The sequence below is a fragment of the Actinocrinis sp. genome (assembly GCF_035653575.1).
Taxonomy (GTDB): Bacteria; Actinomycetota; Actinomycetes; order Streptomycetales; family Catenulisporaceae; genus Actinocrinis.
Genome location: NZ_DASRBQ010000016.1, coordinates 36,131 through 59,330, shown reverse-complemented (window position 1 = coordinate 59,330; position 23,200 = coordinate 36,131). Strand labels below are relative to the sequence as shown.

Here is a 23,200-nt window from a genome sequence, read left to right as displayed (position 1 = left end):
ATGACAGTTCGACGCCTGCTCGCACTGGTCACGACCGGGACGCTCGCCGCGGCGCTGCTTTCGGCGGCAACCACAGCGCACGCGAGCAGCGGGCCGACGACCGCGTGGCGCGACGGCGCATTTCATGTCGACGTCCCGGGTGTAGTCGGCCGCTCGGACGTGGTGCTCGGCCAGCCGAATCTCGCCGCGGCGCAGGCGATGCCGCTCGGCAACGGCAGCCTCGGCGCGGCGGTGTGGGCGGCGAGCGGTTTCACCGCGCAACTCAACCGCGCCGACACCCTGCCCGACCGGCTCTCCCCCGGCCAGGTGGTGATACCTGGCCTGGCGAAACTGACCGGCGCACCGGACTACCACGGCCGCCTCGACCTGTATGACGGAGTGCTGACAGAGTCCGGCGGCGGCATGACCGCGACGGCGTATGTGAGTTCTGCGACGGACGAGCTCGTCGTGAACGTGACCGGCGCCGATCCCGGCGCCGTCCAAACCGCGCGGCTCGGCTTGTGGCAGCCGAGAACCCCGGCCGCACAAGCCGTCGGCGGAAGCGTGGGCGTGCTCTCGCAGACCTGGGTGGACAACACCCAGCCCGGCGCAAGCAACGAGACCTTCGGCGCGCTCGGCGCCGTGACGGCCTCAGGCCAGGGCGTGCAAGCCAGCGTGGTCGATCCGCTCACGGTGCAGGTCAGTTTTCGTCCGCACGCCGACGGCTCGTTCCGGGTCGTGGTGGCCGCCCCGCAGTGGACCGGCGGGGACGTGACCACCGTGGCTCGCGGTCTGCGCGCCGATGCCGCGCCGATTCGCGCCGCAGCCCTGGATACCGCGCAGCGACGCTGGTGGCACAGTTACTGGAGCCGCGTCGGGTTGATGGAGCTGTCCTCCGCAGACGGCGCTGCGCAGTACCTTGAGAACGTCCGGTTGATCAGCCTGTACGCGGCGGCCGCGGAGCGCGGCACGGTGCGGCCGGGTTCGCAGGCCGGCGTCGCCGACCTGTTCGACTCATCGCAGGATTCACATTCCTGGGACCCGGCCTCCTACTGGGGCTGGAACCTGCGGATGATGGTGACGGCGAATCTCGGCGCGGGCGCGTTCGGCAACAACGACGGCTATTTCGCGATGTACCGCAACGATCTGCCGGCGATCGAGAACTGGACGTCGAGCCAGTTCGGCGGGCTGCCGGGCGCCTGTGTCCCGGAGACCATGCGGTTCAACGGCGTCGGCATCCAGGTGCACCAGGCGAACGGGGTGTGGGGCGCACGGCCCTACCTGGACTGCAGCGCGCAAGGGCCGGCGAACTTCAATGCCAGAACCCTGAGTACCGGCGGCGAGGTCTCGCTGTTCATCTGGCAGACCTATCTGGCCACCGACGACCTCGGCTTCCTGCGGGCTAACTATCCGCTGATGGCCGCCTGGGCGCGATTCATGCTGGCCTACGCCAAGCCCGGCGCCGACGGCTTCCTGCACACCCGCCCGTCCAACGCGCACGAGACGCAGTGGGACGTGGACGATCCGACCACTGACATCGCCGCCATGGACGCGGTCTTCCCCGAGGTGGTCCAGGCGGCGCGGATCCTGCGCCGCGACGGCGACCTGGTCGGCCAGATCGAGGCCGCGCTGCCGAAGATCCTGCCGTATCCGCGCACCGACGCCGCGACCCGGACCCAGCAGCTCACCCCGGCCGCCGACGCGACCGGCGGCGACGTGATCGGCATGTCATACCAGCAGGCCGCGCCGACTCACAACACCGAGAACCTCGGCCTGGAGCCGGTCTGGCCGTATGGACTGGTCGGCGACAGCGGGCCGCTGAGCGCGCTGGCCCAGCGCACCTTCACCGATCGGCCGAACGTCGAGATCAACGACTGGAGCCTCGACCCGATCGACGCGGCACGGCTCGGGTTGTCCGCGGACGTCGCCAAGACGCTCGTCGACCAGACCGAGAAGTACCAGTCGCGCCCCTCGGGCCTGGCCGCGTTCGGCGCGAGCTATCCCGAGCCATATGCGGAGCAGGGTGCGGTGGTCGCGGACGCGTTGCAGGAGGCGATGGTGCAGGACTACGACGGCTTGCTGCGCATCGCCCCGGCGTGGCCGAGCGGCTGGGACGCCGACGCCAGCGTGTACATCCAGCACCGCAGCAAGGTCGATGTACAGGTGCGCGGCGGCCGGCTGCTGACCGTGGTGATCGAGGCCGGAGCGACCGGCCCGATCCGGATCCGCAATCCGTGGCCGGGACAGGCAGTCCAGGTGGTCAGCGGTAAGACGCACATCGTCGTGGGGCCGACATCAGCAGACGAAGTCACCCTGCCCGCGATGCAAGGGAACGGATACCTCGTGGAGCCGGTCGCCGCCCCGACCACCGCACTGCCCTATGCCCCAGTCACCGGAACGCCGGCCACGGCTTACCGGACGCTCGGCGCGGCGCAGATCGGTCTGCCAGCCGCAGGCTAGGCCCGGTCCGCTACCCGCATTTCGCCTATGCGTTGACGAGCGTATTGACGCGCGGTAGCGGACCGCGTACGGTCCTCAATCTAGTAAGAGAACTTTCCTAACCGCGTGCCGGGTCCCACCACGCCCGGCACGCGGTGCGCCATGAGCAGCACCAAGGACCGCAGCACGAAAGACAACCCACGCACCCACCCGTTTCCCTGGGACGGAGCCCGCAGTCATGCGCAAGCTGCCCACGCTCGCCGCGCTCGCGGCGGTATCAACCCTCGTACCGGTCGGCCTGATCGCCCTCGGTGCGAACTCCGCGACCGCGGCCGGTACCTTCCCGGCGCACTACGCGGCGCCGTATCTGCAGATCTCGAGCGGCGACGCGGGCGACATGGCCGCCGACCTGTCCGCGAGCGGCGACAAGTTCTACACCCTGGCCTTCCTGACGCCGAAGTCCGGCTGCACGCCGGAGTGGGAGGACGGCGGCGACTCGGTCGGCGCGTTCAGCAGCCAGATCAACGCGATCAAGGCGGCCGGCGGCAACGTGATCATCTCCTTCGGCGGCGAGGCGGGCGGGGAGTTGGCGCAGACCTGCACCTCGGTGTCGAACCTGACCGCCGCGTACAAGAAGGTGGTGGACACCTACGGGGTCACCCGGCTGGACTTCGACATCGAAGGCAGCGTGCTCGACGACACCACCTCCAACGCCAGGCGCGCCCAGGCGCTGGCCGCGCTCCAGGCCGCCGAACCGGCCGTGCAGATCGACTTCACCGTCCCGGTCGACCCCACCGGCCTGGAGTCCAACGCCGTCAACCTGCTCAAGGGCGCCAAGAGCAAGGGCGTGAAGGTCAACCTCGTCAACATCATGACGATGGACTTCGGCGACGGGCAGAACGCGCTCGCCGACGCCGAGTCCGCGGCCAACGGGACCGTGCCGCAGCTGGAGTCGGTCTACGGGGTCTCCTCGGCGCGGGCCTGGAACATGCTCGGGCTCACCCCGATCGCCGGGCACAACGACGACAACGAGAACTTCACCCAGTCCAACGCCGGCACGCTGGAGAGCTTCGCGGCGAGCCACGGCGTGCAGGAGCTGGCCTTCTGGGAGGTCGACGGCTACGACAAGGGCACCGGCTACGCCTACTCCAAGATCTTCAACAAGATCACCGGTGGGAGCACGGGCGGAGGTGGCGGTGGGGGCCACGCCTACGTCGGCGCCCAGTCCGGCAAGTGCATCGACGACAACAACTCCAGCACCACCAACGGGACCCAGCTGGAGATCTACACCTGCAACGGCGGCGCCAACCAGTCGATCGTGACCAGCGGCAGCACGCTGCAGGTCGAGGGCAAGTGCATCGACGCCAACAACAACCAGACCGCGAACGGCACCATCGTCGACATCTACACCTGCAACGGCGGCGCCAACCAGAACTGGACCTACAGCGCCTCCTCAGGCACCATCGTCGGCGCCCAGTCCGGCAAGTGCATCACCGTGCAGGGTGCCAGCACCGCCAACCTGGCCAAGCTGATCCTGTACACGTGCAACGGCGGGGCCAACCAGAAGTGGACCGCGCAGTGAGGCGAGCCGCCGAGCTGCTTTGAGCCGAAGCCGGTGCGCGGATATCGCTCCTGCTGCCGCCGCGGCGTCCCGTCGGACGCCGCGGCGGCAGCGCGATTTTCGTTACCCGCCGAGGGTGATGAGTTCGGCGCTGCCCGATGCGATCGGCAGGGCCAGCGCGCCGTTGTGGACGCGCACTCTGTCCGCCGGACGGAGGGGAAGCCGGCCGGCACGGTCGACGCTGGCGCCCTGGATCTGCACGCCCTGGGCGCTGGCGAGCGACTTCCCGGTCAGGTGCACCACGGACCCGGTCGCGCCGGTGTGGCCTCCGGTGAAGCGGATGGCGAGGCTCACCGGCGCGGCCGTGGTCGCGTCCTTCTCGATGACGGCGACCCGGATCTTGCCGTCGTCGCCGCGCACCGCGTAGGCGGTCAGGTTAGGCGCGGTCCCAGAGCCGCTAGCGGAGACCTTCACCGGCAGGAACCGGCCGGCTCCCATGTGGTCGGCGAGGTAGAGGCCGTAGTACTCGGGGGCGGCGGTGTAGACCTCGGCCTTCTCGTCGGCCGCGTTCGCGGCGCAGATCGGCGTGTAGATCTGGAACTTGCCGTTGTACAGCGGCGCGTCGCACACGCCGAGGCCGCCGTGGAAGTTCAGGCCGTTGAATCCGTCCTGCGCCATCAGCAGGCTGTAATCGAGGGCCCAGAGCGACGAGGCGTACGTGTCGCTGACCCCGGTGATGCCGCCGCCGGCGGCCGAGTTGGTCTCGTCGATCCGGATCGGCAGGCCGGCGGCGCGCGCGCCGGCCAGCTCCTGCGCGACGTTCGCGACCTCGCTCGTGTCGGTCTGCGGCGAGAGCAGCTGCGTCGCCGTCGAGCCGCCCGGCACGCTGTACCCGTGGATCGTCAGCAGGCTGAGCCGGCTCTTCTCGGCCTGCGCGAACTGCGAGACCCAAGCTCCGGTGGTGGTCGGCGAGCTGACGTCCGGCCCGGCCAGCGGCGTGCTGCCCGCTGCGACGGCGCAGGCCTGCCAGTCCGGGAGGTACTGGGTGTAGCCGTAGGGCGCGGTGCGCAGGCCGTTGTGCGCCCAGTCGTTCGGCTCGTTGCCGCATTCGGCCCCGAGCAAGTTGCTTCCCAGCGTGGCCTTGAGGACCTTGGCCTCGTCGGTCGCCAGCGCCGCGTCGTAGTGCCCGAGGTTGATGCCCACCTCGGCACGCCAGCCGGTGGCGTCGAGGAAGTGGCCGAGCCGGGCGATGTCGGACGGCCCGACGACATCCTGTACCCAGCTGGGCGGCGGCTGCGGCGGGGGTTGGCCGGCCGGCTCCCAGAGGGTGTCGCGGTCGAGCGTGTTCCCGCCGATGCGCAGGTTGCCGGAGCCGAGCGTGCGCAGCAGGTTGACCAGGTTGCCGGTGCCCGCGTCGAAATTGCCGACGCCGAGCTCGCGCATCTCGTAGGAGAGGCCCACGAAGTCGCGCGGGAGCGCACCGTAGGGATGCGCGGTGTCAATGGTCAGCGTCACCTGCGCCGGTGCGGTCGCCGACGCGGCGGGCGAGTCGGCTATCACTGCCGCGCCGGCGGTTCCGGTGCAGCAGAGCGCTGCGAGCGTGAGGGCGATGGTCGCCGGTGCCGTGCGTCGTCGTTGAGCAGGGGGCATAGGGGCCGTCCTCTTCACATATGTGAATGATATTCAGAAGCATGACCGCCAAGCACGCTACGCGACGGGAAAGGGGCCCACAAGCGTTTCATTCGCCGTTTCATCGCCCGGTTCTGAGCGGTTGTGAGCGTCGTTCTTGAGTAAGCGTCAGTTCATGCCACAGGGTCTTGTGATCAACCGGGTGCCGCCACCATGATGGGTGACCGCTCTGCGTCTGGAGGGATCGAGCACGTTCAGCAAGCGCATTTCACCTGGTGCGGACGGACCCGGACAGGGTCGCGGCGGGCAGTTCGGGTATCCGCGGCCCCGGCTTTTCGCCGGGCTCACGCTGACCCGGCTGACCGCGGCGGCCGCGGTTCTCGGCGCGGTGGCCGGCTGCATCGTCGCCTTCGGCGTTCTGCGTCCGAGCGGGAGCGGCAACGGCGCCCCGCCGCCCGCCGTCGTTCCGGTCATCGGCCCGACGAACGGATCGGCGGCGACCACCGTCACCGGCGCGGGACTGCCCAGCCCCAGCCCGACGCCGACCTCCCCGTCGCCGCGACCCAGCGGCTCCGTGGCGAGAACGCCCGCGGGCGCGTCGCAGTCGCCTGCGGCCTCGCCGCTGCCGCCGCGCGCCTACGAGGGTGACGCGAGCGGGAACGTGCTGGCCGGCGGTGCTAAGGCCGGCTGGTGCGGGGCCTGTCCGGACGGTATGAAGATCCGCTTTCTCGGCGAGGGCGGCACGCTGACCTTCCCGGACGTCAGGGCCTCGGCCGCCGGCGACTACACCATGAAGATCGTATTCACCGAGGGCGACACGAGCGGCGGCCGCGATGCCGTCGTCTCGGTCGACGAGGTCGACACGAGCGTGTATTTCGCCGGGAACGGCGACTGGAACAGCCCACAGGCGCTGACCATGACGGTTCACCTGGCCGCCGGGCGCAACTCCATCGAATTCAGCAACCCGGCGAACGTGGCCCCGGACATCGCCGAGATCGTCGTCTGAACCTGTCGGCTGCGCACGGGCGGCGGGCGGGTGCTTGCCAACCCCGGGCGGCTGACGTACTTTCCTCCACGCGAAGTTCTTCGCGACACGGCCGTTATGAGGGTGGCGGCCATATTCGCCCCCTTGCATACGTAGGCCGTGGAGGTCATGTCATGAGGTTCCGCCGCGGAACCCGTTCCACTCGCGCGCTCGCAGCCGTCGCCGCTGCGGCCGCCGCCACCCTCGCCGGCGCTCTCGCGGTCGTGGTGCTGCCGACCGCCGCGAGCGCGGCGGCCGGGCCCGGCAGCTACACCATCGTCAACGCCGGCAGCAGCCACCTGTGCCTGGACCTGCCCGGTTCGAGCACCTCCGCCGGCGTGCAGCTCGATTTGCAGAGCTGCGCCGGGTCCGCGAACCAGGTATGGACCCTGACGGGCGCGAGCACCGGCTACACGATCACCTCGCCGGTCAGCGGCCTGTGCCTGGGCATCGCGGGCGCGTCGACCAGCGCAGGCAAGGCGGTCCAGCAGCAGGCCTGCGACGGCACCGCCAACCAGCGGTGGACGCTCAACGCCAGCGGAAGCGACTACCAGCTCATCAACGTCAACGCGGCCAAGTGCATGAACGCCTCCGGCAGCGGCACCTCGGCGGGAACCCTGGTGGTGCAGAACAGCTGTGACAGCAGCGCCACGAAGCTGTGGACGCTCAATGCCGGCACGTCGAGCCCGAGTCCGAGTGCGAGCCGGAGCGCGTCCGCCTCCGCCTCGCCGTCACCGAGTTCCAGCCCGACTCCGCCGCAGCCCGGCGAGCCGAGCGTGCCGGGCACCTGCACCCCGGTTGCCGCGCAGCTGGCCAAGCCGAGCAACGAGCAGTTCACCAGCGCGCAGGAGTCCGCGCCCCCGGACACGGCGCGTATCCAAGCGGCGCTCGACAGCTGCGCCGGGACCGGCAAGGCGGTGGAGCTGACCGCGAGTGGCGGCGACACCGCGTTCCTCTCCGGCCCGCTGACGGTCAACGCGGGTGAGGTGCTGCTCGTCGATTCCGGAGTCACGCTCTACGCCTCCCGCAACCCCGCCGACTACCAGGTCTCCGGCCAGCCGAAGTGCGGCACCCTCGGAGCCTCCGACGGCAGCACCCTCGGCACGGCCACCGGCTGCGTGCCGTTCATCGCCGTCCGCGGCAACAACTCCGCAGTGATGGGCACCCAGAGCGCCTCGGGCAGTCAGGGCGTCATCAACGGCCGCGGCGACCAGGACATGCTCGGCACCAGCACCACCTGGTGGGCGCTGGCCGAGTCCGCGCACAGCAAGACCACCACGCAGCAGGAGAACCCGAAGCTGATCACGGTCTTCGGCGCCTCGAACGTGACGATGTACCACATCAGCCTGACGAACTCGCCGATGTTCAACGTGCTGCTCGAGGGCGGCAGCGGGTTCACCGCCTGGGGCGTGCGGATCGACAACCCGGACAACGCCCGCAACACCGACGGCTTCGATCCCGACAGCGCCAGCAATGTCCTGATCACCGACAGCTACATCAACACCGGTGACGACGGGGTCGCGGTCAAGGCCGACGCCGGCGGCGCCGCCAGCCACATCACCGTGAGCAACACCAGCTTCTGGGGCATCCACGGCCTGTCGGTCGGCAGCCAGACCAACGGCGGCGTGCAGGACGTGACCTTCGCCGGAAACTACATCCACGGCGGCACCGACATTCACGGCAACACCGCGTCCAGCAACAACGGGGTGCGGGTCAAGAGCGACACCAGCTTCGGCGGCACGGTGTCCGGGGTCAGCTTCGTGAACACCTGCGAGACCGGGGTCGAGCACCTGATCCTGATCGACCCGCAGTACCTGAGCGGGAACGGCTCGACGGTGCCCAACTTCGCCGACATCACCATCGACGGCCTGAAGGCGGTCAACTCCTCGTCAGGCAAGTCGACCCTCAACGGCTACTCCGCCGCCTATCCGCTTGGCCTGACCCTGGAGAACGTCCAGCTCGACGCGACCAAGGTCGCCGCGCAGTACGCCAACATCAGGATCTACAACGCCAATATCGCGCCCACGGGCACCGGCGTCACGGTGACCAGCTTCACCGGCTCCGGCAGCGTGCCCAGCTGCGCCAGCTTCCCGAGCTGGCCGGGGCTGTAACCGCACCGGGACGAGAAGGTCGCGAGGCGGGCCGCCGCATCAGTGGCGGCCCGCGTCGCCGAACCCCGACAGGATCAGCGCGGGGACCTGGTCGGCGGGCAGGGGTCGGGAGAAGTAGTAACCCTGCCCGGTGTCCGCGCCCAGCTTGCGCAGCGTCTCGGCCTGCGCCCCGGTCTCCACGCCCTCCGCGATCACCATCATGCCGCAGGCGCGCGCCAGGTTGATCAGGCTGCTGACGATCGGTTCCTCGGAGCCGTCCTGCGCGCCGCCGTCCGGCACGGCCGCGGGGATCAGCCCCTTGACGAAGGAGGAGTCTATTTTCAGCGTGTGCGCGGGCAGCCTGCGCAGGTAGGCCAGGTTCGAATAGCCGGTGCCGAAATCGTCGATGGCGATGCGCACGCCGAGGTCGGCGAGCTCCCGCAGCCGTTGCACGGCGGGCCTTCCGCGCCGGCCCGGCTCCATCACCGCGCTCTCGGTCAGCTCCAGCTGGAGGCGGGCCGGGGGCAGCCCCCCGGCCTCGAGCGCGTCGCGCACCTCGCGGACCAGTCCGGGGTCGCGCACCTGGGGCACCGCGACGTTCACCGAGACGGTGACCGGCGCGCCCTCCGGCGGCCGCGGCCAGGTCGCGGCGTCGGCCACGGCGCGGCGCAGCACCCAGCGGCCGAGCGCCACGATGGCGCCGGTCTCCTCGGCCAGCGGCACGAACCGGCCGGGGCCGAGCAGCCCGAGCCGCGGATGGTTCCAGCGCACCAGGGCCTCGAGCGAGCGGACCCGCTGGTCGGCCAGGTCCACGATGGGCTGGTACTCCAGGAACAGCTCGCCGCGTTCGAGCGCGCCGGGCAGCTCCTGGGAGAGCGCGTAGCGGGCCACCTGCCGGGCGTTGCGCTGCGGGTCGAACAGCGCCCAGCGGTCGCGCCCGGCCGCCTTGGCCCAGTACAGCGTGACGTCGGCGGCGCGCAGCAGCTCGCTCGGGCCGGCCCCCTCGACCGGCTGCTCCACGATCCCGATGCTGCCGGTGACGGTCAGCTCGCGCCCGTCGAGCAGCACCGGTTCGCGGATCGCCGCGAGCACCCGCTCGGCCACCTCGATCGCGCTTTGCGGGCCCGCGGTGTCGGGCAGCAGGATGACGAACTCGTCGCCGCCCATCCGGGCCACCGGATGAGCGTGCGGTTCGACGGCCTCGCGCAGCCGGGCGGCGATCTGGATCAGCAGCCGGTCGCCGGCGTCGTGGCCGAGGGTGTCGTTGACCGCCTTGAATCCGTCGATGTCCAGGAAGCAGACCGCGATGCGCCGGCCTTCGCCGGCCTCGCCGCTCTTAGCGGAGCCGCTCTCAGCGAGGCCGTCGCCGTCGTCCGCGTCCGCTGCGTCTTCGCTCTCAGTGCTCTCAGTGTCTTCGCTCTCAGTGTCTTCGCCCTCGGCGCGGCCGTCGCGGAAGTTCAGCGTGGCGGCGAGTTCTTCGAGCAGCAGGGTGCGGTTGGGCAGGCCGGTCAGCGGGTCGTGGGTGGCCTGGTGGCGCAGCCGCTCGGTCATCTCGCGCCGTTCGGTGATGTCCTCGAACAGCCCGACCACGAGCGCCGTCTTGCCGTCGTCCCCGATCACGCTGCTGGCCCGCATGCGGGCCCAGATGACCTCACCGTCGGAGAGCACGAACTGCTTCTCGCCGGTCATCTGGCGCCGCCGGCCGGCCAGCAGCGCGCGGTAGTGCTCCCAGTACTCCGGCGGGTCGGTGGGCAGCCGCAGGGAGCTGATCTCCAGGCCGCGGGCGGCGCGGGCGTCCCGGCCCAGCATCCGCGCCAGCGGCTCGTTGATCTCCAGGATGCGGCCTTCGCCGTCGGCGATGCCGATACCGAGGGCCGCGCCGCGGAACACCGCCCGGAACCGCGCCTCGCCGGTGCGGTGCGCGTCGAGCACCGCGATGCGGATCGCTTCCTGCTCGCGGCGGGTGCGGTCACGCAGGCCCTCGGCGTACCCGGCGGCCAGTCCCGCATACAGGGCGGTGCGTACGGCCGAGTCGATCTCGGTGGGCAGGTGGTCGGCGAGGACCGCGATCGACGCGGCGAGCGATTCCGGCTGAGTGTGATGCGAGTCGATCAGCGCACTGCCTACCGCGCTACCGGCCTTTCGCGCCGCGACCGGATCGGTCAGCGCGTCGCGGACCCAGTCCGCCAGCACGGCCGCCAGCGCCCTCGTCTCGGCCGCGCTCATCGGCACCGAGCCGGCCGCGGCCAGGGCCCCCGCCCACGCCGACGGCAGGTCCCCGGCGCTCTCGCTCACTCCAGCCGCCCTACGGCGCCGTAACCCGAGTATCGCTTCACGTCCCCGTCCAGCGGGTCCGGAAGCGCGGCCTCCTCGTCGGGACGCCACCGGGTCATGTCGGTGAGCCCGGGCGGCACCAGCTCGTAACCGCTCATCAGGTCCATGATCTCGGCGTGGCTGCGCATGGTCATCGTCGCGCTGGAGCGGGAGTAGACCTCCTCCAGGCTGCGGATGCGCTCGGGGAAGTAGTCGCGCGTGCCGTGGCTGACCGCCAGATACGAACCCGCGACGCTCGCCCGGCGGTAGGCGGCGACGATGCCGGCCGGATCGTCGCTGTCCGGCACGAAGTGCAGCACCGCGAACATCAGGACCGCGAGCGGGCGGCCGAGGTCCAGGAAGCCGTCGAGGGCGGGATCGGCCAGCACGCGCTCCGGGTCGCGCAGGTCGGCATGGACGAACCTGGCGTTCGGCGTCTCGGCCAGCAGCACCCGGCTGTGCGCCACCGCCACCGGATCGCTGTCCACGTAGACGGTGCGCGCCCGCGGGTTGACCGCGGCGACTATCTCGTGCACGTTGCCCACGGTCGGGATCCCGGAGCCGAGATCGAGGAACTGCTCGATCCCCTGCCCAGCCAGGAAAGTGACCGCCCGGCGCAGGAACGCCCGGTTCGCGCGGGTCACCTGCGGCAGTTCCGGCCAGGCGCCCAGGGCCTTTTCGGCCAGCTCCCGGTCTGCGGCGAAGTTGTGCGATCCGCCCAGGTAGTAGTCGTACATTCGAGCGGGCGCCGGGCGTTCCAGATCGATCTCGTCCGGGGCCCACGCTGGGCGATGCGACACGGTGCTGCCCTTCTTACGGCGACGCGCCGCCACCGGCCGCAGACGGACCAGCGACGTTCCTGCGAGCGAGCATACGACGACGGGAGACCCTGATATAAGACCCCGTTCTGGCCATCCGCGGCCCGCCTGATCGGGAACAGGTCCGACGTCTTGACGCACGGCTCCCGTATCGGTTAAATCACAGCGCGAATAAACGGCCCGTCGACTCCCGCCTTCCTCCGGCCTGAACAGCAGGACTCTTATTCCGAACGAGGAGGTCGCGCATGTCCGTTTCAGGCGAGATCAGCCCGCCTTTGCGCAGACGCAGCAGAACCCTCGCGATCGCCACCGCCGCCGTGACCGCGGCCGGCCTCGCGATCCCCGCGCTGGTGAACGGCTCCGCCGCCGGCTCCTCCATCGCGCCCTGGCTGGACGCGAGCCAGCCGACGCCGGTCCGGGTCGACGCCCTCCTGCGCGCCATGACGCTGGAGGAGAAGGTCGGCCAGATGGACCAGCAGCTGGTCACCACGCTCACCGACCCGAACAGCGCGACCTGCGCGGACAACGGCTGGAACATGCCGAACACCGCCTGCATGCAGAAGATCCTGATCGACCAGCACGTCGGTTCGATCCTGGCCGGCGGCACCAACAACCCGCCGGACACCACCGGCAAGGGCGGGGTCGGCAACACCGGCGCCGACTGGGCCACCGAGTACAACATCATCCAGCAGTACGCGATCAAGAACTCGCGGCTGCACATCCCGGTCGTGTTCGGCGTGGACGCGGTGCACGGCTTCGGGCACCCCTATCAGGCCCCGCTGTTCCCGCAGTCCATCGGCATGGGCGCCACCTGGGACCCGGCCGCCGCGCAGGCCGGCGGCGAGGTGACCGCGAACGCGCTGCGGGCCACCGGCTGGAACTGGGACTTCGCCCCGGTGCAGGATCTCGCCCGGGACAACCGCTGGGGCCGCACCTACGAGACCTGGGCCGAAGAGCCCGCGCTCTCCGCGGCGATGGGCGCCGCGAACATCAAGGGCCTGCAGGCGGCCTCGGCCGGCGGCGGGTTGAAGGTGAGCGCCACGGTCAAGCACTTCGCCGGCTACTCGCAGTCGGTCAACGGCCACGACCGCAACGAGGCGCTGCTGCCGCTGAACTACCTGCAAGACACGATCCTGCCCTCCTACGCGGGCGGAATCGACGCGGGGGCCGGGGCCGTGATGGTCGACTCCGGATCGATCAACGGCGTTCCGGCAACCGCCTCGCACTACCTGCTGACCGACATCCTGCGTGACCAGATGGGCTTCCGGGGCGTCGTGATCAGCGACTACCAGGACGTGCCCGCGTTGCAGAGCACTTACCACATCGCCGCCGACCTGCCCGGGGCGATCGCCGCCGCGGTCAACGCCGGCGTCGACATGAGCATGCAGGTCTCCAACCCGGACCAGTGGCAGGCCGCGATCCTGCAGGACGTGCACACCGGCAAGATCTCGCAGGCCCGCATCGACCAGGCGGTGCGCCGGATCCTGACCATGAAGTTCCAGCTCGGCCTGTTCAACCAGCCGTGCGTGGCCGACCCGAGCAAGCCGTGCGTGGACGTCGGCGCGGCGGACGCCGCGGTGACCGCCGGGCGCGACCAGACGCTCAAGGCCGCGCAGGAGTCGATGACGCTGCTGCGCAACCAGGGCAACGTGCTGCCGCTCACCCCCGGCAGCAAGGTCGTGGTCACCGGTCCGAGCGCGGACTCGATGACCAATCAGCTCGGCGGCTGGAGCGTGAGCTGGCAGGGCGTCTTCGGCGCCGGGCATGTGTGCTGCATGGGACCGGCCAACCAGATCCCGCCGGGCACGACCGTGCTCAGCGGAATCAAGGCCGATGACCCGGCAGCCGTCTACGCGCCCGACCAGGCCACAGCGCTAGCCGACGCGTCGAGCGCGAGCGCGTACGTGGTCGCGGTCGGCGAGAAGGCCTACGCGGAAGGGCTCGGCGACAACCCCGCTCCGGCGCTCGCGCCGGACCAGCAGGCGCTCATCACCGCGCTGGAGGGCACCGGCAAGCCGGTCATCGTGGTCGTGATCGCGGGACGGCCGGTCGGGCTCGGCCCGGCGGAGAAGGCCAACGCGGTGCTGATGGCCTACCAGGGCAGCACCGAGGCCGGCCAGGCGGTCGCGGACGCGATCTTCGGCAAGATCGACCCGAGCGGCAAGCTGTCGGTGAGCTGGCCGTCCGACGCATCCAGCGTCGGCGGCGACTTCAACGGCGGCGCACCCTCCCCGCTCGGCGACCAGCCGAAGTTCTTCGACCAGCTGCCAGGCACCGGTTCCGGTCCGGGGCACTCCTACAACCCGCTCTACCCGTTCGGGTACGGGCTCTCCTACACCACCTTCGCCAACAGCGGCCTGACCGTCACGCCGACGGTCCGGACGCACGGCAACGCCACGGTCACCTTCACGGTCACCAACACCGGTTCCGTGGCAGGCACCGACATCGTGCCGGTGTACGTGGCGCAGCCGGTCAGCGCCGTGGTGGTGCCGCCGCAGCGCCTTGTCGGCTTCGCGCGGGTAACGCTGAACCCGGGCCAGTCCAAGCAGGTGCACGTCACGTTCCCGGCCTCCGCTCTCGGCGTCAGCCAGGGCGACATCAACAGCGCGGCCCCGCCGAGCGTCGAGCCGGGCGGCTACATCGTGCAACTCGACAAGAACGACACCACGCCGTACGACGTCGACCTGTCGGCCAACTTCACCATTCGGTGACGCGACACGAGCGGCGGTACGCCGGCCGGACCGGTCGGTGTGCCGCCGCTCGTCCGTAGGTCCACCGGTTAACGTGGCTTCGTGCCGGAATCCTCGATCACCGACCAACCCGCCGAAGTCGGCCCGATCACGCCGGCCCGTAGACGACTTCGCCGCAGCGTCTTGATCTCGGTGGCGGTCGTGCTCGTCGGCGCGGCTCTGGTCGCCTCAGGGATCCTCGCGTACATCAACGAGCGCGACGACCGCCAGCACCTCAGCTACGTCGGCACGGCCGGCCGGGGCGCGCGGCTCGAGCTGACCGTGCGGGTGCAGCGGGTCGACGTCGCGGGCGAGGAGATGACGCTCAGCGTCCTGCCCTCGCCGCGTGGTGCCTTGGCCACGGACGAGTTGGCCGGCGAGATGGCGCAGACCGTGCGGCTCTACACGCCGTCACTCGCGCAGAGCAGCGTCACCCTGGAGAAGGGCACGATTCCGGCGCTGCAGCAGATCGACGTCCCGCTCAGCGACGGCACACCGACCGACTATCCCTTCGACCACTATTCCGCCGACATCGTGTGGGCCGCCTCGGCGGACGACGGTACGCCGGTTCCGGTGGTGATGGACTTCGAGAACCGGGATCCGTTCTTCTCGGTCCATCCCCGCTCCGCGGTCGCGGCCACCCAGGGCATCCTGCTGGAGACCGACATCGGCCGCTCGCGCGGCACGTTCATCCTGGCCTGGTTCATGATGGCGGCGATGTGGGCGATGTCGCTCGCGGTGCTCGGCGGAGCCTCGGTCATGGTGCGGCGCCGGCTGGGCCTGGTGTGGCCCGGGATGGCGTGGATGGCCGCCACGGTCTTCGCGCTGGTCGGCCTGCGCAACGCCGCTCCGGGCAGCCCGCCGATCGGATCGATCATCGACTATGCGGCGTTCTTCTGGGCCGAAGCGGTGACTGTGGCCAGCGTCGCCTGGGCGGCGGTCGCGGGCCTGCACGTCGAGCACCACAGAGACGACCCCTGAACCAGACAGCCCCTGAACATACGTCAGGTCCGGCCGCGCCCTGACCGGACCTGACGCGCTCAGCGGGACTACGAGCAGGTGATCTGCGCGCCTCCCCAGTCCGAGTGGTCGTGCGCGTTGCCGTCGCCGCCGTCCCCGACCACCAGGTCGAGCACCTGAGCCCCGGTCAGATCGACGCTCAGGCTCGTCGCCGCCTGATACCCGTGGATGACCGGGGTGGTGGTCAGCGCCTTGCCGTCGGCCAGCACGCTGAAGGTGACGCTGCCCGCTCCGGCGGTCTCGTCGTCCACGCCCACCGAGGCGGTGAAGGTGGTGCAGTGTCCGCCGAGGTAGATCTTCACGTCGCTGTTCGCGTGGACGCCAAGACCCTTCGCGAAGGTCACGCCGTTGATGGTGATCGTGTGCCCGTCACCGGCCGCCTGTTCGCCGTTGCTCATGTCGCGCTCGACCGGGCCCCAGCCGTTGGTGGCGGAGATGAACGACAGGTCGCTGACGTAGTCGCTGCCTGCCGCGGGTGGCACGTAGAAGCCGACGATGCGCTCGTCCATGGCTGTCTCGTGCTTTCCGCGTTGGGTGAAGGCAACCGTCGCCGTGAGCGCGGCGGCGGCCGGCTGGCTACCGGACGAAGGCTGCACCGTCCACGTGAACGTCGCCGACTTTCCGGGCTCGAGCCTGCTCACCGACGCCGGGCTCGGCGCGCTCGCCGTCCAGCCTGCGGGAATTGCCAGCGACGGAACCAGGTTGGTCGCGCGGCCGCGGCCAGCGGGAACCGACACCGTCGCGGTGGCGGTGAAGGCGGTCGCGGGTTGCGCGGTGTCGGGCACCTGCAGGCTCACGGTGGCGCCGGGAGCCTCGGGCATCGCGTACTTCGCCCTGTCGTAGCCCGGGCTGTTGACCGGACGCACGGTCAGCGACGACGCGTAGCTGCCGTAGTCGGTGAGCGCGACGGTCCCGAGGCCGCCGGTGCTGCCGTCCAGGTTCCACACGGCGATCGCGATGGTGTTACGCCCGTTTGTCTTCAGGATGCCGTTCGGCACCGGGAAGCTGTGCTGCGGGCCGAGGTAGTTGACGTAGTTGCCAATCATCCAACCGTTGACGTAGAGCTCGGCGCGGTACTTCTTTGACGGGTCGTCAGTGATGGTCAGGCCCAGCGAGGTGTCCTGGCCCTTGGGCAGGTTCAGGTCCACGGTGGTGCGGTACCAGCCGACGCCAGGAGTGGTGTTGGCGGTCGGCAGGCTCACCGGCTTCCACGTCGAGTCGTTGAAGCCGGGCAGCGGCCAGCCGGCCCGCTCGCCATAGAGGCCGCCGGTGGACAGCGGGCCGCGCACCGGGTCGATCTCCTGCTCGCCGCCGCGCACGCCCTGCAGCCGCCAGGTCACCGAGGTCAGCGGCGCGCCCAGGAGCGAGGCGCTGGTCAGGCCGCGGGCGGAGGTGTTGTTGTTGGTCGAGTTGTAGTCCTCTTCATGGCCCATGTTGACGGTGAGCACGGAGAGGATGTTGTCGCCGGTCTGCTGCAGCGCTCCGGCCGGGAAGGCGAAGTCGCCGCTGCCGGTCGTGGAGCTGCCGAGGAAGACTCCGTTGAGCCAGACCGAGAAGGCCTGCGCGCCGCCGCCGGAGTCGGAGACCAGGTGGACGCCGGTGGCCGCGGGCGAGTAGCGGAACCTGCCGCGGTACCAGGTGCTGCCGGTGTGGAATCCGTAGTCGTCGGCGTACAGGACGGGCAGCGAGCCGGTTCCGGTGACGCTGTAGGTGCTCGTCTTGTCGGCGACCGGCCAGCTCGAGTCGTCGAAGCCCGGCTGCGCTTCGGGCGATTCGGCCTGGTACTTCCAGCCGGTGAGCGCGGGCAGGGTGACGGCGGCCGCGGTCTGCACCGTGCCGACCTGGCTGCCGGTCGCGGAGAGCGTGGCGTGGATGCCGCGGCCGTTCCAGAAGACCGAGCGGGCCGAGGTGAACACCTCGATGGCCGGGTCGGTGCCGTTGTCGCCGGTCAGCTCCAGCACCTTGCCGCCGTCCTCGGTCGTGGCGGTGCGCAGCAGGTGGGTGCCGCGCACGAGTACCGGGCCGGTCGCCGTGTTCAGGGTCCAGAAGGTCTCGGCGGTCGGCTTGTCGGCGAGCAGGAGCAGCAGCGGACGGGAGCCACCGCTGATCGTGACCCGGGCAAGGCCGTCGTGCTTGTAGTTCAGCCGCAGGTCGCCGGTGGTGGCGTCCCAGGTCACCTTCACCGCGCCGCCGCTGCTTTGCACAGTGGGCTGGCTCGCGTAGCGCAGGACGGTCTCCCCGTCGGTGCCCTGGTCGCCGTAGAGCACCGCGATGTCGCGGCTGCCGATCGTCTCAGCGGTCATCAGCTGCGAGGTCGAGTATTGCAGTTGCGAGTCGCCGAGCTTGGTGTCCGCCACCAGCAGGTCCGATTCGCGGCCGTTCAGCGTGATCGAGGTGCCGGGCTCCTGCGGGACGCTCGGGTAGGTCGGGCCGCCGGCGGCTCCGGCCGGGGGCAGGTCGATCGCGTCGATGGACACGAAGTTGTCGGTCGAGGCGGACGAGTGGCTGCCGTCGACGACGATCTTGAGCGTGTGCGCGCCGTTGGTCAGGCCGCCGGCCGAGTAGATCACCGCCTGGCTCTGGCTGCCCGAGTCGTCGACGGTGGCCTGCTTGACGCCGTCGAGGTATACGTCGGCGTACCCGTGGTTGTTGGTCTTGGAGCCGATCCAGCGGATCGCGGTCCCGGTGAACGGAACGGTCAGCGAGTCGCCGGCGGTGTTGGAGAAGGACTCGGTGTTCTTGTAGTCGGTGCCGGTGTAGCTCTGGTTCGCCACGTGCGACCAGGAGCCGGTGTACTGCAGCACCGGATCGGTGTCGTCATACGTGTACTGACCCGCTATCCGCGCGTTGAAGTCGATGCTGATGTGGGTGTTGTCCACCGCGGTCGAGGTCGAGTTCGCGTGCCGCAGCACGAGGAACTGGGAACCGGTGTCGGGATTGCGGCGGGCCGTTTCCGTGACCGCGGCGTCGGACGGGGCCGCGCCCTGGACGCGGTCGGTCTTGGTCAGGTCGGGCAGCGCGGCCAGCGAGTAGCCGATCAGCTTGTCCTCGTAGTACTTCGGGTCGAGCTGCCGGGTCTCCCGGATCGCCGCGCCGTAGTCGTAGGAGGTGTAGTTCTCCGGCATGCCCAGCCAGCCCCAGTTGGTGCCGCCGTAGGTCATGTAGAAGCTCTGCGCCGTGGCGCCGACCGCGATGTTGTTCTTGTAGAACACGTCGGCGAACTGGTCGTTGATCAGCTGCGCGCACTTGTCGTAGCCGGGTCCGCCCCAGGGGTCGAAGGCGCCGCCCTGGAATTCCGGGGCGTACAGCGGCTTTCCGGCCGGGTGGTCGTAGCTGATGTCCGGCACGCCGTTCCACACGGTCGGGTTCGAGCAGTCGAAGCCCTGCGGGTAGGAGTCCGGGCCGTCGACGTCCAGGGCGCCGGTTCCGCTGTTGAACGTGCCGTTGTTGTTTCCGGTCAGCGGCACGGTGATGCCGTCCGTGCGCGCCTTGTCCTCGAGGTGCTGCATGTACGCGCGTCCGGCGGCGTCGCCGTTGTAGTACTCGTTCTCGACCTGATACGCGATCACGCTGCCGGTGCCGTTGGTCAGCTGGTGCCGGGCGAGGATTTTGTCGATCTGGGTGAGCCACTGGTCCGCGTAGGCCTCGAACGCCGGATCGTCGGTGCGGTTCTTCACGTTCTTGGTGCCGAGCCAGGCCGGCAGGCCGCCGCCGTCGACCTCGGCGTTGATGTACGGCGCGGGCCGCGCGATGACGTAGAGGCCGGCCTGCTGCGCCATGTCGAGCAGTTCGTCGACGTTGCGCACGCCGGTGAAGTCGTAGACCCCCGGCGCCGGCGAGTGGTATCCCCAGTCGAAGTACAGCGAGGTCGCGTTGAATCCGGCCGCCTTCATCTTCTGGAAGATGTCCAGCCACAGGCTGGGGCTGGGCAGCCGGAAGTAGTGGAACTCGCCCGACCACAGGTAGGTGCGCTTGCCGTCGACGAGGAACGAGTAGCCGTCATAGGTGACCGTGTGGGGGGTGGCTGCGGCATGAGCGCCCGCTGCCGACGTCGTCGCCGCCTCACTGCGCGCCGGGCTCGCGTGCGCGCCGCCGATTGAACCGAGCAGCAGGGCCAGGACCGCACTGGAGGCGGTCAGTATTCGATGGCCGCGCCTTGAGCGCAGCGGTTTGTGCACACCGAGCACGCCGAGCCTCATCTTTGAGTTCCCGTCCGTCGAGGTGGGTATTTGCGGAGAGCGGATCTGACGGGTAGTGGTGAATTGTGTTGTCGCGTGTTCCCTTATGTCGAGTCAAGGCTGATGTATAGCCGAGCCTTCACTCCATGTCCATAGTTCCGGACGCGACGCAGCCTGTTGATTCGAGGTGGGCGAGCCGCGGCGTAGCATGCCGCCAACGGGGACAGGGAGGTCGGCATGGGCGTCCGGGATCGCATCGAGCCGTTCACGCGCGTGACGGGCACGCAGGAGTCGAAGCGGTTTCGGCGGATGCTGCCGGGACGGCTGCGCCGCTGGCTGGTGGCGATCACGCTCATCGCGGGCGCGGTCGCGGTCATCGCGAGCACCCAGTCCAGCGGGGACGCCGGCCGGAACGTCGACGTGGAGAACCTCTGGGCGTCGATCGCCTTCCTGCTCTTCATCACCGGGGCGACGGCGTGGGTATGGCGCAAGGCGCGCGGCGACGGCTTCGAGGCGCTGCGTTGGCGGCGCCTGCATCGGCGGGTCTTCTGGCGTGCCGCAGCGCTTTGTCTCATGGGCAGCATGGCCGCGTTGTGGTGGGTCGCGTTCTGGCAGTGGAACGCGGACCACGCGGCGGACGTCTCGAATCTGCCGATGTGGGCGGCCGACGACGGGCACGCGAGGTTCTTCCGCGGTTTGGCGGGCTGGTCGGCCTTCGCCGCGCTCCCCCTTGTCGTGGCCGAGCCGTTCGCATGGCGGTTGTGGCCGCGGCCGATGCGCGCCGCGGTGCGCCGTGCGCGGGTCGCCAAGCTGCTCTCTGATCGCAGCCGGATCACTCCGCTGGACCTTGACCCGGCGCTCGGTGCCGTGGGGCGGCCGCGGGCGTTCGACACCGTGCAACCGCGCGAGCCGAGCCGCGAGGTCCATCGGGTGACGCCCCGCGGTACTCGCATGGCGGGCTGGAGCCGCTTCGCGGTCGACAACTGGCGGCACAACGCCGCGATCGCCTGGGATGGCAGCAGTCTCGTCCTCACCGACGCACGAGGCCGGACCTTCACGTTTCCCGTGGCCGAGGGGCCCACCGTGGCGGAATTGGTGTGGTTCACCGAGCAGCGCTACTACCGCGCGGGCAGCACCACCCGCGGTGATGGCGTCAAGTCGCGGATCCTCCTGCTCGACGCGCAGGGCCGCAGGGTAGCCGAGATGCCTGCCGCGGGTCTCAGCGCCGGCCGCGTCGCCGACCTGGCGCGGGCCTGCGGTTTGCCGTTCTCCGCGTACGATCTCGGCACGGTAGCGCAGGACGCGCGGATGGCGAACCGGCTGCTCTTCCCCCGCACCCGCCGCACGGTCAAGATTCGGACGCCGCGACCTCCAAGAGGGCGATGACGCGCTTGCCGCCGCCGGAGCGCTTGCGGATGAAGCAGGCGCGCGTCATCAGATCGACCAGCGCGAGGGAGCGGCCGAAGGCCGACGTGCGGTCCAGGGTGCCGGACCGGATCTCGGCGGTGTCCCGGTCGGCGCAGGTGATCGTCAGCAGACGTTCCTCGACGAGCAGGGTGAGCTCCGCCTCTCCGGGTGCCTCGCGCAGCACGCTGGTGAGCAGCTCGGAGACGATCAGCACGGCGTCGATCACGGCTTCCTCAGGCACGTGCTGATCGGCGAGTTGTTCGCGCGCCCATTGCCGCGCGTCCCCGATGGAGTGCGGATGCACCGCAGGGGTCTGCCAGACAGACGCGTTCGCGCGCACGTACGTCGCCCAGCTCTCGGATTCCCCGCTCACGATCACTAGTGTGGCGCAAGCCGGCGCGGCCCGACCGCGCATAGTCGCGCCGCACCGCCTCTTGGCCGGAAATCGACCCGTCGGACCGGGAGCGGCGAAGTGCGGAATGGTTCAGCAGGAGGCCGTGGATGGCGGCAATACGCCGTCGGAGAGGTAACGGTCGATGGCCGCGGCCGCGCAGCTGGAGTTGTCGAAGGCGCCGTGGCCGTCGACGTCGGCGGTGAGCAGCCGGCTGCCGGCCAGCCTGCCGGCGACGTCCTGCGACCACTGATATGGACTGATCGGGTCGCCGGTGGTGGCGGTGATCAGGACGGTGGACGCGGGGGCGATGCGGCCGGGCAGGTCGAGCGCGGACCGCGCGGACGGCCAGCCGACGCATCCGGCCATCGCCTCCCAGGCCATTGAGACGCCGCCGGTGTGCGGCGCGGACCGGGACACCTGCTCGCTGAGCCGGCGCAGCTGCGGGAAGCCGGCCGGCGCGGGCGAATCGGCGCAGGTCTGGGCGCGGCTGGCGGTGTAGTCGGGGTCTGAGTAACTCATCGCGGCGAACACGGTGAGGCCGTAACCGTCGCCGGTGGCCGCGTCGGCCAGTGCCGTGGCGAGACCGCCCCAGGCGAAGGGGTAACCGACCATGAACTGGCCGACCGCGATACGGACCTGCGCGCCGGTCAGCGGACTCGGCGGCGTCGAACCGTCGGACACGCCTCCCGCGTCGGCCTTGGCGACGACCTTGTCCAGGACTTCGCGGGCGTCCTGTCCGTGCAATACACACTCGTTCCGGGCGGCGGCGGCGCACCAGGCGGCGAAGTGGTCGAACGCGGTTTCCTCCGCCGCGGCGGCGTCGCGGGCGCGGTCGGCTGCCGAGCGGTACGGGTCAACGGTCGCGTCGAGCACGACGCGGCCGGTGCGGGCCGGGAAGGCGGCGGCGTATGCGACACCGAGTTCGCTGCCTGCGACCTGGCCCATCCAGTCGAGTCGCGCCTGGCCGAGCGCGGAGCGCAGCGCGTCGATATCCCGAACCTGATCGCGCAGGCCCATGTGCGCTACCAGGCCCGGTTTGCCGTGACAGCCCACGAATACGGAGGCGTTGTGCGCGAGCAGGCGGCCGTAGCCGAGCGGCGTTTCCGGGAAGCTGGAGACCTGTGGGTCATATCCCGGGACCGCGCAGTCGAGTGCGCCGCTGTCCCCAAGCCCGCGCGGGTCGAATACGACGATGTCCTTCGTCGCGTGCGTGCGCGGCAGCCGGGAGAGGTAGTTCGCGCCGTGATCGAGGAAGAACGAGGTCTGCGATCCCCCGAAGCCGACGAGGTCTTCGGAGTCCGCGACGACGGTGCCGGTGGACTCCCCCGTTGCGGGAATCCGCAGGAGCGCCAGACCGGTCGACGCGCCTGCCGGAGCCGCCCAGTCCACCGGCACGTTCAAGGTGCCGCACTGCGCCCGGTACGCGGCGGCCTCGGGCTGCGGGCACGCTCCCCACGTGATGGTCGCGTGCGCGGCGGCGGGCGCTGGTGCCGCCATCGCCGGTGCATCCGCCCCGACCAGCGCGGCGCCGGCGGCCGCGGTGACGGCGCAAGCGGCCGCGACCCAGCGCACGGTCCGTCCGGCCGGCGTGCGCGGCCCGAAGCGTCCCAGCATCCCTG

Annotated in this window: 13 protein-coding genes; 7 read left to right on the top strand and 6 right to left on the bottom strand. The window is 70.3% G+C overall.

The genetic code is table 11. The annotated features are described in order from the left end of the window. Both VFA06_RS02535 and VFA06_RS02530 read left to right on the top strand, forming a co-directional pair. Nucleotides 1-2,439 carry a glycosyl hydrolase family 95 catalytic domain-containing protein gene (locus tag VFA06_RS02535; protein WP_324838716.1) on the top strand — a complete coding sequence of 813 codons (2,439 nt, stop codon included), beginning with the start codon at nt 1-3 and terminating at the stop codon, nt 2,437-2,439. Between the two features lie 217 nt (nt 2,440-2,656). Continuing rightward, the gene (locus VFA06_RS02530; protein WP_324838715.1) at nt 2,657-4,000 is read left to right on the top strand and encodes a ricin-type beta-trefoil lectin domain protein; all 1,344 of its coding nucleotides are present in this window, start codon (nt 2,657-2,659) and stop codon (nt 3,998-4,000) included. 102 nt (nt 4,001-4,102) lie between these two features. Here VFA06_RS02530 and VFA06_RS02525 read toward each other — a convergent pair whose 3' ends face one another. Further along, a complete protein-coding gene (locus tag VFA06_RS02525) occupies nt 4,103-5,629 on the bottom strand; it encodes a glycosyl hydrolase family 79 C-terminal domain-containing protein (protein ID WP_324838714.1) in 1,527 nt (508 codons plus the stop codon). A 199-nt stretch (nt 5,630-5,828) separates the two neighbouring features. Between VFA06_RS02525 and VFA06_RS02520 the strand changes: the two genes are divergently transcribed. Then, the gene (locus tag VFA06_RS02520) at nt 5,829-6,614 is read left to right on the top strand and encodes a hypothetical protein (RefSeq protein ID WP_324838713.1); all 786 of its coding nucleotides are present in this window, start codon (nt 5,829-5,831) and stop codon (nt 6,612-6,614) included. Between the two features lie 152 nt (nt 6,615-6,766). Further along, a complete protein-coding gene (locus VFA06_RS02515) occupies nt 6,767-8,743 on the top strand; it encodes a glycosyl hydrolase family 28 protein (protein ID WP_324838712.1) in 1,977 nt (658 codons plus the stop codon). 39 nt (nt 8,744-8,782) lie between these two features. Here VFA06_RS02515 and VFA06_RS02510 read toward each other — a convergent pair whose 3' ends face one another. Together VFA06_RS02510 and VFA06_RS02505 are read right to left on the bottom strand one after the other, a co-directional pair. Then, nucleotides 8,783-11,017, bottom strand: coding sequence for a bifunctional diguanylate cyclase/phosphodiesterase (locus VFA06_RS02510; protein WP_324838711.1), 2,235 nt, complete (start codon nt 11,015-11,017; stop codon nt 8,783-8,785). After that, on the bottom strand, nt 11,014-11,835 hold the full coding sequence (locus VFA06_RS02505) for an SAM-dependent methyltransferase (protein ID WP_324838710.1): 822 nt from the start codon (nt 11,833-11,835) through the stop codon (nt 11,014-11,016). Before VFA06_RS02505 ends, VFA06_RS02510 begins: the two co-directional genes overlap by 4 nt. A gap of 263 nt (nt 11,836-12,098) precedes the next feature. Here VFA06_RS02505 and VFA06_RS02500 point away from each other — a divergent pair, with 263 nt between their 5' ends. Further along, nucleotides 12,099-14,564: a glycoside hydrolase family 3 N-terminal domain-containing protein gene (locus tag VFA06_RS02500; RefSeq protein ID WP_324838709.1), complete on the top strand. Its 2,466-nt coding sequence runs from the start codon at nt 12,099-12,101 to the stop codon at nt 14,562-14,564. A gap of 81 nt (nt 14,565-14,645) precedes the next feature. Continuing rightward, nucleotides 14,646-15,563, top strand: coding sequence for a DUF4436 family protein (locus VFA06_RS02495; RefSeq protein WP_324838708.1), 918 nt, complete (start codon nt 14,646-14,648; stop codon nt 15,561-15,563). Nucleotides 15,564-15,631: 68 nt separating this feature from the next. Here the strand turns inward: VFA06_RS02495 and VFA06_RS02490 are convergent, their stop codons facing one another. Then, complete coding sequence (locus VFA06_RS02490) at nt 15,632-19,801, bottom strand: beta-galactosidase (protein ID WP_324838707.1); 4,170 nt, start codon at nt 19,799-19,801, stop codon at nt 15,632-15,634. A 216-nt stretch (nt 19,802-20,017) separates the two neighbouring features. Between VFA06_RS02490 and VFA06_RS02485 the strand changes: the two genes are divergently transcribed. After that, on the top strand, nt 20,018-21,166 hold the full coding sequence (locus VFA06_RS02485; RefSeq protein ID WP_324838706.1) for a hypothetical protein: 1,149 nt from the start codon (nt 20,018-20,020) through the stop codon (nt 21,164-21,166). Here VFA06_RS02485 and VFA06_RS02480 read toward each other — a convergent pair. Then, a complete protein-coding gene (locus VFA06_RS02480; RefSeq protein WP_324838705.1) occupies nt 21,129-21,560 on the bottom strand; it encodes a hypothetical protein in 432 nt (143 codons plus the stop codon). The two genes, VFA06_RS02485 and VFA06_RS02480, sit on opposite strands and share 38 nt — an antisense overlap. A gap of 111 nt (nt 21,561-21,671) precedes the next feature. Next, nucleotides 21,672-23,195 (bottom strand): alpha/beta fold hydrolase, encoded by a 1,524-nt coding sequence (locus VFA06_RS02475; protein WP_324838704.1) that lies wholly within the window; start codon nt 23,193-23,195, stop codon nt 21,672-21,674. Nucleotides 23,196-23,200: the final 5 nt, after the last annotated feature.

Excerpts from the sequence above, each read along its gene's own strand:
- VFA06_RS02535 (WP_324838716.1), top strand. The coding sequence starts at position 1 with ATGACAGTTCGACGCCTGCTCGCACTGGTCACGACCGGGACGCTCGCC.
- VFA06_RS02530 (WP_324838715.1), top strand. The coding sequence starts at position 2,657 with ATGCGCAAGCTGCCCACGCTCGCCGCGCTCGCGGCGGTATCAACCCTC.
- VFA06_RS02525 (WP_324838714.1), bottom strand. The coding sequence starts at position 5,629 with ATGCCCCCTGCTCAACGACGACGCACGGCACCGGCGACCATCGCCCTC.
- VFA06_RS02515 (WP_324838712.1), top strand. The coding sequence starts at position 6,767 with ATGAGGTTCCGCCGCGGAACCCGTTCCACTCGCGCGCTCGCAGCCGTC.
- VFA06_RS02500 (WP_324838709.1), top strand. The coding sequence starts at position 12,099 with ATGTCCGTTTCAGGCGAGATCAGCCCGCCTTTGCGCAGACGCAGCAGA.
- VFA06_RS02490 (WP_324838707.1), bottom strand. The coding sequence starts at position 19,801 with ATGAGGCTCGGCGTGCTCGGTGTGCACAAACCGCTGCGCTCAAGGCGC.
- VFA06_RS02485 (WP_324838706.1), top strand. The coding sequence starts at position 20,018 with ATGGGCGTCCGGGATCGCATCGAGCCGTTCACGCGCGTGACGGGCACG.
- VFA06_RS02475 (WP_324838704.1), bottom strand. The coding sequence starts at position 23,195 with ATGCTGGGACGCTTCGGGCCGCGCACGCCGGCCGGACGGACCGTGCGC.